We start from the raw sequence: 12,589 nt of genomic DNA on the forward strand, positions 1-12,589 counted from the left end.
GACGAGTTAGCGCAAGCCGGTCTCGCCGCGCGCAATCACCAACCGCTGGATTTCCGAGGTGCCTTCGTAGATTTCAGTGATCTTGGCATCGCGGAAGTAACGCTCCAGCGGCATCTCTTTCGAATACCCCATGCCACCATGAATTTGCACGGCTTGATGGGTGATCCACATCGCCGCCTCGGACGCAGTGAGCTTGGCCACCGCCGCTTCAGTGCCGAACTTCTGCCCCTGCCCCTTCAACCATGCTGCACGCAGCGTCAGCAGCAGCGCTGCATCCAGCTTGCACTTCATGTCGGCGATCTTGGCCTGGGTCATCTGAAACGTGCCGATCGCCGCGCCGAACGCCTTGCGCTCCTTGACGTACGCCAGCGTGGCTTCGTACGCCGCACGCGCAATACCGACCGCCTGCGATGCGATACCGATGCGCCCGGCATCCAGCACGCTCATCGCGGTCTTGAAGCCCTCGCCTTCCACACCCAGCACCTCATCGGGCTGCGCAACGTAATCGGCAAACTCGATTTCGCACGTGGCCGAGGCGCGGATGCCCAGCTTGGGCTCGGTCTTGCCGCGGTGAAAACCAGCGCGATCGGTGTCGACCATGAAGGCGGTGATGCCCCGTGACCCCTTGTCCGGCTCGGTCACTGCGAATAACACGATGTATTTGGCGACCGGGCCGGACGTGATCCAGCTCTTCTTACCATTGATGACGAAGCTGCCATCGGCCTGCTTGACCGCGCGGCAGCGCATTGCCGACGCATCCGAGCCGGACTGCGGCTCGGTCAGCGCGAACGCACCGATGTGTGTGCCTTCGGCGATCGCGCGCACGTACAGCTGCTTCTGCGCTTCGCTACCGTTTTTCAAAATGCCGGTGCAGAACAGCGAGTTGTTGACCGACACGATGGTGGAGTGCGCGCCATCGGCGGCAGCGATTTCAATCATCGCCAGCGCATAGCTGATCGGGTCCATGCCGGCACCGCCGTATTCGACCGGCACCTCGATGCCCATCAGGCCGTTTTCGCCCAGCAAGCGGATATTTTCCAGCGGAAATTCGCCACTGCGGTCGAATTGCTCGGCGCTGGGCGCGATCTTTTCCTGCGCGATGCGGCGCGCCACATCCTGGATCATCAATTGTTCTTCGGTAAAGCTGAAATCCACGTCGCACCCCTCCAGGCCTGAGCTGAGCCCCATTGTAGCGCCAACCATTCGCATGCGTATGTAGTTGACCGCACCTGCCGCCCGGTCGAAAATATCTCCATATCGCGATATAGAGATATTCATGGATCTGGAAGACTGGTCGGCCCGCCTGAAGGTGTTTGCCGACGCCACCCGCGTCCGCCTGCTGACCTTGCTGGAGCAGGAAGAACTCACTGTGGCCGAGCTGTCGGCCATCACCCGGTTGGCGCAACCGCGCGTGTCCACGCATCTGGCCAAACTCAAGGAAGCCGGGCTCGTCCGCGACCGCCGCGCCGGGGTGTCGGCGTATTACCGCTTCGACGAAGTGTCGCTGGACCCGGCCCAGCGCGCGCTGTGGCTGGCGCTGAGTACCGGCAGCGACGACCCCCTGCTGCGCCAGGACGCCGAACGCGTCGCCGCCGTGCTGGCCAACCGTGCTGCCGACCAGAACTGGGCCGATTCGGTGGCTGGCGACATGGAACGCCATTACTCGCCGGGGCGCACCTGGGAGGCCTTGGCGCGCACCGCGCTGCCCCTGCTGGAAACCGGCGACGTGCTCGACATCGCCTCCGGCGACGGCGTGCTGGCCGAACTGGTGGCGCCGCACGCCACCCGCTACATCTGCATCGACACCAGCGCGCGCGTGGTCGCTGCCGCCAGCGAGCGCCTGCGCAAATTGCGCAATGTGGAAGTGCGCGAAGGCGACATGCATGCGCTGCCATTCCCCGATGCCAGCTTCGACCTGGTGGTGCTGATGCATGCGCTCACCTACGCGGCCAAACCGGCGCAAGCGGTGGCCGAATCGGCGCGCGTGTTGCGGCCCGGTGGCCGCCTGCTGCTGTGCAGCCTGGCCAAGCACGAACATCGCGCCGCAGTGCAGGCGTACGGCCACGTCAATCTCGGATTTGCTGCCAAGGAATTGCGCAAGTTTGCCGAGAAAGCCGGGCTGGACGTCTCCAGTCTGGAAACGGTGACGCGCGAAAAACGTCCGCCGCATTTCGAAGTGATCTCGTTGATTGCGATGAAGCCGGGAATGGGGAATCGCGAATCGAGAATCGTTGAAAGCAGCGCCACTGCCTCACGGAGCATCGCATCATGACCTCTACAGCACCCCACTCCCCCATCGCACATGTGCTGCCCTGGCTGCATCCCGAGCGCGCGGCCAAGCTCACTGCCGCACTCGCCGAGCGCATCCTCATCATCGACGGGGCGATGGGCACCATGATTCAGCGCCACGATCTGCAGGAGCCCGATTATCGTGGCACCCGCTTTGCCGACGGTTACGACAGCGCGCATGTGCATGGCCCCGGTTGCGACCACGCGCAGGCGCCAGAAGGCCACGACCTGAAAGGCAACAACGATCTGCTGTTGTTGACCCGCCCGGAGATCATTGCCAGCATCCATCGCGCCTATCTGGATGCAGGCGCCGACCTACTGGAAACCAATACCTTCAACGCCACCTCGGTGAGCCAGGCCGACTATCACCTGGAGCATCTGGTGTACGAGTTGAACAAGGCCGGCGCGCAGGTGGCACGTGCATGCTGCGATGCCGTCGAAGCGCTGACGCCGCACAAGCCACGCTTTGTGATTGGTGTGCTCGGCCCCACCAGCCGTACTGCCTCGATCAGCCCGGACGTCAACGACCCGGGCTACCGCAACACCAGTTTCGATGCACTGCGCGACACCTATCGTGAAGCCATCGAGGGATTGATCGATGGCGGCGCGGATACGCTGATGGTGGAAACCATCTTCGACACGCTCAACGCCAAGGCCGCGTTGTATGCGATTGAGGAGGTCTTCGAAGTGCGTGGCGGGCGTTTGCCGGTGATGGTCTCCGGCACCATCACCGACGCATCCGGCCGCACGTTGTCTGGACAGACTGCCGAAGCGTTTTATGCATCCGTCGCGCACGGGCGGCCGTTGTCGGTCGGCCTGAATTGCGCCCTCGGCGCCAAGGATCTGCGCCCACACGTGGAGACGCTTTCGCAGATCGCCGATGCCTACGTCAGCGCGCATCCGAATGCCGGCTTGCCGAACGCCTTTGGCGAATACGACGAGACGCCTGAGGAAATGGCCGAAACCTTGCGCGAATTTGCCAAGTCCGGCCTGCTCAATCTGGTGGGCGGTTGCTGCGGCACATCGCCGGATCACATCCGCGCAATTGCCGAAGCGGTAGCGGATCTGCCGCCGCGACAGTTGCCAGGTGCGCAAGAGCTGGCGGCGTGATGCAGTACGTGGGCCCTCATCCGGCGCTGCGCGCCACCTTCTCCCGCACGCGGGAGAAGGTGCCCGAAGGGCGGATGAGGGCCATCTCGATCCGCGCCCGGCCGACCGCCAACCGTCATCGCCTCGCCTGGACATTCGCCACGTCCGACGCCCACAAGAGCATCGCATGAGCACTCCCCGTTACACCCGCCTGTCTGGCCTGGAGCCGTTGGTCATTACGCCGGACCTGTTGTTCGTCAACGTCGGCGAGCGCACCAACGTCACCGGCAGCGCGCAGTTTCGCAAGCTGATCAAGGAGGAGCGCTACGAGGAAGCGGTAGAGGTCGCACGTCAGCAAGTGGACAGCGGCGCGCAGATCCTCGACGTCAACATGGACGAAGGCCTGATCGATTCGGAAAAAGCGATGACGCGCTTTCTCAACCTGATCATGTCTGAGCCGGATATCGCGCGCATTCCGGTGATGGTGGATTCATCCAAATGGAGCGTGATCGAAGCGGGATTGAAGTGCCTGCAAGGCAAGAGCGTGGTGAACTCCATCTCGCTCAAGGAAGGCGAAGCGGTGTTCGTCGAGCACGCGCGCAAGGTGTTGCGCTACGGTGCTGCCGCGGTGGTGATGGCCTTCGATGAAGCCGGCCAGGCCGACACCTGCGCACGCAAGGTCGAGATTTGCACGCGCGCCTACAAGGTGCTCACCGAGCAAGTGGGTTTCCCGCCGGAAGACATCATCTTCGACCCGAATATCTTTGCCGTGGCCACCGGCATCGAAGAACACGACAACTATGCGGTTGACTTCATCGAAGCCACCCGCATCATCAAGGACACGCTGCCGCATTGCCATGTGTCCGGCGGCGTTTCCAACGTGTCGTTTTCGTTCCGTGGCAACGAAACCGTGCGCCAGGCGATCCACTCGGTCTTCCTATTCCATGCAATCAAGGCCGGCATGGACATGGGCATCGTCAACGCCGGCGGCATGCCGATCTACGACGAGCTGGATCCGGAACTGCGCGAACGCGTGGAAGACGTCATCCTCAACCGACGCAATGACGGCACCGAGCGCCTGCTGGAAATCGCCGAGCGCTACAAGGGCACGAAAGGCGCGGCGAGAGTTGAAGACCTGGCATGGCGCGACAAGCCGGTCCGCGCACGCCTGGCGCATGCGCTGGTGCACGGCATCGACGCATTTGTGGAAACCGATACCGAAGAAGCGCGACAGCAATCCACGCGCCCACTGGACGTGATCGAAGGCCCGCTGATGGACGGTATGAACGTGGTGGGCGATTTGTTCGGTGCCGGCAAGATGTTTTTGCCGCAGGTGGTCAAATCCGCGCGCGTGATGAAAAAAGCGGTGGCATATCTGCTGCCCTTTATCGAAGCAGAAAAATTGCGCACCGGCGATGTCGGCAAGTCCAACGGCAAGATCATCATGGCCACCGTCAAGGGCGATGTGCATGACATCGGCAAGAACATTGTCGGCGTGGTCTTGGCATGCAACAACTTCGATGTCGTCGATCTGGGCGTCATGGTGTCGGCACAGGTCATCCTGGATCGTGCGCGCGCCGAGAATGCGGACTTGATCGGACTGTCCGGCCTGATTACGCCCTCGCTGGAAGAGATGTCGCACGTCGCGCGCGAGATGCAGCGGCAGGGTTTCGACATTCCGTTGTTGATCGGCGGCGCGACTACCTCGCGCGCGCACACGGCATTGAAGATCGACCCGCACTACACCGCGCCTACCGTATGGGTGAAGGACGCGTCGCGTGCGGTGGGCGTGGCGCAATCGCTGATCTCGCGCGACCTGCGCCAGGCCTTCGTTGCCGCCAACGATGCTGACTACGCGGAAATCCGCGCACGCCACCGCAATCGTGGCGATGCCAAGCGCCTGGTGTCACTGGAAAAAGCCCGTGCGCAGCGCTTCGATGGCGATTGGGACACCTACACGCCGCCTGCCCCGCGACAGCCGGGCATCCACGTCTTCGATGACTACCCGCTGCAAGAGCTCATCGAACTCATCGACTGGACACCGTTTTTCCAGGCCTGGGAACTTGCCGGCAAGTTCCCGGCGATTCTCAGCGACGAGATCGTCGGCACCCAGGCCAGCGAGCTCTATCGCGACGCACGCCGCATGCTCAAGCGCATCGTCGACGAAAAGTGGCTCACGGCCAAGGCCGTGTTCGGGCTATGGCCGGCAAATGCAGTAGGCGATGATGTTGTCGTGCTGACCGAGCCTGCGGAATCGGGAATCGGGAATCGGGAATCGCAAGGCGATGCATTGGCGCCCGACCATTGCCGATTCTCCATTCCTCATTCCCTGCACTTCCTACGCCAGCAAGTCGACAAACCCGTCGACCGCCCCGATTTTTGCCTGGCAGATTTCATCGCGCCCAAGAGCAGCGGCAAACAGGACTGGATCGGTGCATTCGCAGTCACCGCCGGCATCGGTATCGACCCGCATGTGGCCCGTTTCGAAGCCGCGCACGACGACTACAACTCCATCCTGCTCAAGGCATTGGCCGACCGTCTGGCCGAAGCATTGGCCGAGCGTCTGCATCAACGCGTGCGCACCGAATTCTGGGGCTACGTCGACGATGAAACCTTGGACAACGAAGCCTTGATCGCCGAGCGCTATCGCGGCATCCGTCCGGCGCCCGGTTACCCGGCTTGCCCCGAACACAGCGAAAAACGCACGCTGTTCGATCTGCTCAATGCCGAGCGCAACGCCGACATGTCGCTGACCGAAAGCTTCGCGATGTTACCCACCGCAGCGGTCTGCGGTTATTACTTCAGCCATCCCAAGAGCCAGTACTTCGTGGTCGGGCGACTGGGCAAGGAACAGGTGGCTGATTACGCAAAGCGCAAGGGCATTGCCTTGGCATTGGCGGAACGTTGGTTGGCATCCAACCTGGATTACGACCCGGAATAAGACCGACTGACCTGCGGCCGGACAGCACGCAGGCCATCACCGGACACACAATGCGCAAGCAAGCGCCAGTCGACACGGCTGGCGTGCATCGCTTCCAATAAAAAAGCCCGCGCACTCTCTGGCGCGGTGCCCTCGCCGAGCGCGGGACCGTTGGCGACATGGACGCCACCACCGAGCCCGCAGGGACGGGTTCACGGCGTGTCCCGCAAGCAGTGAGCATACCAAGCCTTCAACTGACCAGGCTTTTGACTTGCGTTCTTGACTGCCTCTAATCGACGCGACGACAGAACTTGCTACGCATAGTTTTCAACGAGGCGTGCATATAAGAACGCTAAAAACAGATCGCCGGGCATGGCCCGGCGATCCAGACTCAACGCTCAGCAAAACGCGTCGATCTCACCGCATCACGCCGCCGGCCGCAACACGTTCAAGACTTCGTAGCACGCGCCCATGGTGTGGTAATCGGTCTTACCCGCCGGGCTTTTCTCATCGCTGTACTTGCGGTTGTCTGCATCCAGGATGCGATACCACGCGCCGTACTGATGGTCGATCATGTGCGCCCACGAATAGGCCCACAGCTTGTCGTACCACTGCCAGTAGCGATCATCGCCGCTGCGTTGGGCCAGCAGTGCGGCGGCAGCCAACGACTCTGCCTGCACCCAGAAATACTTGTCGTCGTCGCAGACATTGCCGTCAGGATCGAAGCCGTAATACAGCCCGCCGCGCTGCGCGTCCCATGAACGCTCCACCGCCACATCGAACAGATGCTGCGCGGTGGGCAGCAACCAGTCGGCCGGCGCGTAGCGATCCAGCAGCATCAGCAACTTGGCCCACTCGGTCTGATGCCCAGGCTGAAAGCCCCATGGGCGGAACAGGTGCTTGGGATTGTCGCGGTTGTAGTTCCAATCGATATTCCACTGCAGGTCGTAATGCTCCCACACCAACCCATCGGCCTTGGCCGCCTGGCGACGGGTCATGTTCTCGGCCAGCACAAGCGCACGATCAAGATAACGCTGCTCGCCGCTGGCCTCGTACGCGGCGATCATCGCCTCGCACATATGCATGTTGGCGTTCTGGCCACGGTAGCTGGTGAAGTTGAACTGCGCGTCGGCTTCGTCGCGGTACAGCCCGAATTCCGCTTCCCAGAAGTGCTTTTCCAGCAGCTGCCAGGTTTCGTCCATCCACGCACGCGCCTGATCGACGCCGGCCTTCAGACCACACGAATATGCCAGCAGCACGAAGGCCACGCCGTAGCAGTGATTCATATCGTCTTCGACTACGCCATCGCGCAGCGTCCACGCATAGCCGCCGGTTTGCGGGTTGCGGTGCACGTTGCGCAGATAGTCCAGACCGTGGCGGACCGCATGCAGGTACGCCGCATCGCCAAATTCGCGGTACGCCATCGCGTAGTTGAAGACAAAGCGCGTACTGCTGACCAGGTGCCGATGCCCGGCATCATAGATCGAACCGTCATCGCGGAAGTACTGGAAGAACCCGCCCGCCGGATCGATCGCGCGCGGATGGTAGAACGCCATGGTGTCGGCGATGTGCTGGCGCAAGACGTCAGCCGAACGAAAATCGGGTGCAGGTGTTGCAGGCAAACGGCTCATGATTGTTCCTGGATCAAAGAATGGACCTCATCGACGCTCGGCATCGCCGCGAACGCGCCCTTGCGCGTCACCGCCAACGCGCCGACCGCGGCAGCAAACCGAATCACCTCGTTGATTGCCGCTGGATCTCCGCATAGCTGTTCCAGCGAAGATGCGCGCGCGGCAAGCTGATACAGCAAGCCACCGACAAATGCATCGCCGGCAGCGGTGCTATCGCGCACCTGCACACGAAACGCAGGCACCTGGCCGGAGTCGGTGCGTGTCTGCCAATGCACCGGACCGCCACCATCGGTGACCAGCAACCAACGGGCCTTGCCCTGCCACAGTTTTTGCGTGACCGCACTGGCATCGCTATCGAGCGTACCCGCAAGATAGTCGAGTTCTTCGCGCGAGAGCTTGACCACATCGGCCAGCGCCAGCGCCTCCCATAGCAGCGGCGCCGGGTCCACATCCTGCGGCCACAGCATCGGGCGCAGATTCAGATCCAGGCTGACGATGGCGCCATCGGCGCGCGCGCGGCGCATGCCGTCGAGCGTGCAGTGCGCAATCTCCGGCTCGGTCATGCTGTTGGAACACACATGCAACACCGCTGCCTGCGTAAACCCGTCGGCAGCGAAGTGCTCGGGACGGAACAACAGGTCTGCTGCCGGCGGGCGATAGAAACTGAAACTACGCTCACCCGCTTCGTCCAGTGCAACGAAGGCCAACGCAGTCTTGGCCTGATCGGTACGCACGATGCCATCGGTCACCACGCCGGACTGCTGCAAGCTCTGTAGCAGGAAGTCACCGAACATGTCGCGCCCAAGCATGCCGACGAAATGTGCGGCGCCTCCCAAGCGCGCCACCGCCACGGCGACATTGGCCGGCGCACCGCCGGCATATTGCGCGAAGGTCCGCGCCTGGTCTGGACTGGTCTGCGGCAACGCCAGCATGTCGATTAACGCTTCGCCGAAACACACCACCTGATGTCTGGTCGCACTCATACGCGTGCCTCCGCCAGTGCGCCGCGCAAACGCGAGCCCCAGATACCGTAGAACACGATATACAGGTAGCACAGCAGCGGCAGCACGAACGACTCATGCAGGCCGATGCTGTCGGCGAGCAGCCCTTGCAGATACGGCACGATGGCGCCGCCGACAATGGCCATGATCAACAGGCTCGAAGCGCGCCCGGTCAGCGGACCAAGCCGCTCGATGCCCAGGGTGAAGATGGTGGGGAACATGATCGAATTGAACAGGCCGATCGCCACCAGCGCGTACACCGCCAACATGCCGCCGCTGGCCATGGTCAGCCCCAGCAACACCGCATTGATCGCAGCGAACACCGACAACAACACGCGCGGGGACAATTTGGCCAGCAGCGCCGAGCCGATGAAGCGGCCGATCATCGCCAGCGTCCAGTAGGCCGACACATACTTGGTTGCCTCACGCTCGGTGAAACCGCCGATCTGCGGCAACGAGAAGTAATTGACCATCAGGCTGCCGATCGCCACTTCTGCGCCGACATAGAAAAAGATCGCCAGCACACCGAAGCGCACATGCGGATGACGCAAGGCATCGAGCAAGGAATGCTTGCTCTCGTCTTTCTGTGCGCTTGCGTCGGTCAGTGCCGGCAGACGGAACAGAAACACGAAGATTGCCAGCAGGAACAACACGATGCCCAGCCCGATGTACGGGCCTTGTACGGCCTGCGCTTCCTGCACGCGATAGGCGAGCTGCTCAGCTTCCGGCAAGGCTTTCAGCTGGTCACTGCTCATCACCGTGTTGGCCAGAATCAACCAGCCCCCCAACAGCGGCGCGATCGCAGTGCCAAGCGAATTCAGCGCCTGCGCCAGGGTCAAGCGGCTGGAAGCGCTGCGCTCCGGACCCAGCAAGGCGACGTAAGGATTCGCAGCAACCTGCAGGATGGTGATGCCGGTGGCCAGCACGAACAATGCGCCGAGGAATGCACCGTACACGCGCAATTCCGCCGCCGGCCAGAAGCCCAGCGCGCCCACCGCCGCCACCGCCAACCCAGCCACGATGCCCTGCTTGTAGCCCAACCGGTTCACCAGCCAACCGGCCGGCAGCGACATCAGGAAGTACGCACCGAAGAAGGTGAATTGCACCAGCATCGCCTGCGCGAAGTTGAGCTCGAACACTGCCTTCAAGTGCGGAATCAGGATGTCATTGAGGCAGGTGAGAAAGCCCCACATGAAGAAGATCGTGGTCACCACAGACAACGCGACGCCGTTGTTGACGGGCGCCTTGTTGCCGCTGGGCACGGAGGATTGCGTGGAAAGGGAAACCATAGGGATTGCCTGGTCAGCGGCCTGAGGCCTTGGTGGGGGAATGGGCGGATGGACTGCTTGAGGGAGGTGATGACAGGTGCGGTGCTGGCGCGCAGGCGCTGCTTGCGCGAATTTTCAGAGCGACTGCTGCGGTCAACTGCTGCGAGGCGAGCTCGGGGCTGCCGATCCGCTGCAATACCAGTTGCGCGGCCTGTCTGCCACGCGCACGCGGGTGTGCGGCCAACGTGGTCAATGCAGGCGTGAACAACGCTGCTTCAGCGATATCGTCGAAGCCGGTCACCGCAAAGTCGCGGCCCGGCACGATGCCGTGCTTGGCCAACGCCGCCATCAAACCCAGCGCAACGCTGTCGTTGTAACAGACTGCCGCAGTCGCAGCTTGCGCATCATTGCTCAGCAAGCGCACGCCACATAGTGCAGCGTCCTGGCGATTGGGCGCCGACTCGACGTACTGTCCTTTCAAATCAGCTTCCTGCATCGCGCGCGCGTAGCCTGCGCGACGCTGGCGGCAGGAACTGGATGCAGCATGCCCACCGAAAAACACGATACGCCGATGCCCTTGCGCGATCAGATGCGTGCAAGCCAGAAACGCGCCCTGCGCATTGTCCAACGCCAGCAAATCCCACTGCGCGCCTTCTACCTCGCGATTGAACAGCACCACGTTACGTTGGCGGCCGAGTACCTGGGTCAGCGCCTGCGCCTGGCTGCCTTCGGCCGGCGACAGGATGATGCCCGCCGGCGTGTGCTCCATCAGCGAGGTCAGCACGGCCTGCTGACGCTGCGTCGATTCGCCGGTGCTGCCGAGCAAGGTCACATAACCGGCAGCGCCCAACGCCTCGTCGACACCGGCAGCGAATTCGGCAAAAAACGGGTTGGACAAATCGTTGATGACCAGCGCGATGCTGGACGAGGTGCGCTGGCGCAAATTCGCCGCGGCACGGTTGTAGACGTAATTCTGCCGATCCAGCTCGGCCTCCACGCGTGCGCGCGTGCGCGCGTGCACCAACGGGCTGCCACGCAGTACCAGCGACACTGTCGCCCGCGATACCCCTATGGCGCCGGCAATATCGCGCAAGGTCACCGCACCCCGACGCACGCGTGGCGCGTCGATGTCCTCGGTCGCCTCGGATGTCGGCTTGGCGTGCGTCACGTGACGCGCCTTGCGGTGGCAGGAATGCACATGGATTGGCATCAAATTGGATCGATCCAATTAGGCCTCTTCTGCGCAACCAATGCATGCGGCACTGCAACATAGACATCCAGCCACCGCACAGAAATCAGCGTAAGACTCGGCCCAAGCGTTGACCACGGTTGCCGCACCTTCCTCGCTCATTCGAACGCAATCGACAGCCCGATTCCGCCCTGCCAATCCGGGCTTTCCGACGTCAGGCCACGCAACACCGACACGTCCAGCTGCATCGCATGCGGCAGCTGCCAGGCGCCGCCTGCACCAGCCACGCGCGAATGCTCGCTGCCGGTATCGAAACCCGCTTCCACGTAGCTGCTGAAATGATCGCCGGAGAAAAACGTGTAATTGGGCGCGAAGGTCCAGGTATCCCCATCATCGTCGCGGGCGTAATTGACGTACACCGCGATGGCGCGCTGCTGCGGCAGGTCCCAGGACGCGGTCACACCGAGTTCGCGCGCATAGCCGTCGCTGAATGCCGGACTGCCGGTCGGCACGCTGTAGGTGCCCAATGCAGCCCAATGAAAACGTTCCGAACGCGAGGGCAATGACACCTTTAATCCAACACGGCTGTCGCCACCGCCACGCACCCGCACGCCCCCGCCCCGCTGCCAGTTGTAGCTATCGCTCCCGAGCTGCAGTTCGACGTTCTGGAACAGCCCCAGGCGCAGCAGCGTATCGGCGGTGTATTGGGTGGTGCGTTGCCCATCGCTGCGATCGGTACTTGCATCCGGCAAGCCCTGTTCCCAGGCGAACGCACCTGGCTGCACTACCTCCGCAGAGAACGGAATACCCGGGCGGTCGAATGCTGGTGCATCGTCTGCCTGTGCGATGGCATGGCCGCTGGACAGGCACAGTGCGAGCACTACCACGGCCGAGACCGCTCGGCCTGTTGCCTGCACACGCGCACCACCAACTGCACGAGATTCGACAGATGCATCGGCATGGAATTTCAAGGATTTCGACGACATGGACATACGCAGCACCATTGGCAGACGGAGCGAGCAAGAAAAGGGCAACGCCACAGCACGATAAGCCTGCCTGCATCGACCAGCAACGGCGCGCATGGTGCCGCGCCAGCCGTGACCTGCTTGTATAGCGGCGCTCTGTGAGTTGTTTTCCGGGTTACCGGCTGTGGTGCGCGGTGATGGCATTCCAGGGGAACCCATACCCAAAGACACAGCACG

General features: G+C 62.4%; 10 protein-coding genes. 4 read left to right on the forward strand and 6 right to left on the reverse strand.

Features of this window, described 5'->3' with window-relative positions; all coding sequences use genetic code 11:
* Window positions 1-6 precede the first annotated feature (6 nt).
* Window positions 7-1,188, reverse strand: coding sequence for an acyl-CoA dehydrogenase family protein (locus tag XpruCFBP8353_RS10440; RefSeq protein WP_162301016.1), 1,182 nt, complete (start codon window positions 1,186-1,188; stop codon window positions 7-9).
* Between the two features lie 88 nt (window positions 1,189-1,276).
* On the opposite strand from XpruCFBP8353_RS10440, the gene XpruCFBP8353_RS10445 reads away from it, so the two are divergent.
* From XpruCFBP8353_RS10445 to metH, 4 genes are read left to right on the forward strand one after another with little or no spacing between them, the layout of a single operon-like run.
* Window positions 1,277-2,272, forward strand: a complete 996-nt coding sequence (locus tag XpruCFBP8353_RS10445; protein ID WP_162301017.1) for an ArsR/SmtB family transcription factor — start codon at window positions 1,277-1,279, stop codon at window positions 2,270-2,272.
* Window positions 2,269-3,399 carry a homocysteine S-methyltransferase family protein gene (locus XpruCFBP8353_RS10450; RefSeq protein ID WP_101363191.1) on the forward strand — a complete coding sequence of 377 codons (1,131 nt, stop codon included), beginning with the start codon at window positions 2,269-2,271 and terminating at the stop codon, window positions 3,397-3,399. Before XpruCFBP8353_RS10445 ends, XpruCFBP8353_RS10450 begins: the two co-directional genes overlap by 4 nt.
* Window positions 3,396-3,569, forward strand: a complete 174-nt coding sequence (locus XpruCFBP8353_RS23825; RefSeq protein WP_162301018.1) for a hypothetical protein — start codon at window positions 3,396-3,398, stop codon at window positions 3,567-3,569. Before XpruCFBP8353_RS10450 ends, XpruCFBP8353_RS23825 begins: the two co-directional genes overlap by 4 nt.
* The gene (metH, locus tag XpruCFBP8353_RS10455) at window positions 3,566-6,319 is read left to right on the forward strand and encodes a methionine synthase (protein ID WP_101363192.1); all 2,754 of its coding nucleotides are present in this window, start codon (window positions 3,566-3,568) and stop codon (window positions 6,317-6,319) included. Before XpruCFBP8353_RS23825 ends, metH begins: the two co-directional genes overlap by 4 nt.
* Window positions 6,320-6,723: 404 nt before the next feature.
* On the opposite strand, the gene XpruCFBP8353_RS10460 is transcribed toward metH, so the two are convergent.
* From XpruCFBP8353_RS10460 to XpruCFBP8353_RS10480, 5 genes are all read right to left on the reverse strand, one after another.
* Window positions 6,724-7,929, reverse strand: coding sequence for an AGE family epimerase/isomerase (locus XpruCFBP8353_RS10460; protein ID WP_101363193.1), 1,206 nt, complete (start codon window positions 7,927-7,929; stop codon window positions 6,724-6,726).
* Window positions 7,926-8,912 (reverse strand): carbohydrate kinase family protein, encoded by a 987-nt coding sequence (locus tag XpruCFBP8353_RS10465; RefSeq protein ID WP_162301019.1) that lies wholly within the window; start codon window positions 8,910-8,912, stop codon window positions 7,926-7,928. Before XpruCFBP8353_RS10465 ends, XpruCFBP8353_RS10460 begins: the two co-directional genes overlap by 4 nt.
* A complete protein-coding gene (gene fucP / locus XpruCFBP8353_RS10470; protein ID WP_101363195.1) occupies window positions 8,909-10,219 on the reverse strand; it encodes an L-fucose:H+ symporter permease in 1,311 nt (436 codons plus the stop codon). The genes XpruCFBP8353_RS10465 and fucP overlap by 4 nt, the downstream gene beginning before the upstream one ends.
* A 13-nt stretch (window positions 10,220-10,232) precedes the next feature.
* Window positions 10,233-11,408, reverse strand: a complete 1,176-nt coding sequence (locus XpruCFBP8353_RS10475; RefSeq protein ID WP_101363196.1) for a LacI family DNA-binding transcriptional regulator — start codon at window positions 11,406-11,408, stop codon at window positions 10,233-10,235.
* Window positions 11,409-11,545: 137 nt separating this feature from the next.
* Window positions 11,546-12,391 (reverse strand): transporter, encoded by an 846-nt coding sequence (locus tag XpruCFBP8353_RS10480; RefSeq protein ID WP_101363197.1) that lies wholly within the window; start codon window positions 12,389-12,391, stop codon window positions 11,546-11,548.
* Window positions 12,392-12,589 lie beyond the last annotated feature (198 nt).

It is taken from the genome of Xanthomonas prunicola, assembly GCF_002846205.1.
In the GTDB taxonomy this organism is placed as follows: domain Bacteria; phylum Pseudomonadota; class Gammaproteobacteria; order Xanthomonadales; family Xanthomonadaceae; genus Xanthomonas; species Xanthomonas prunicola.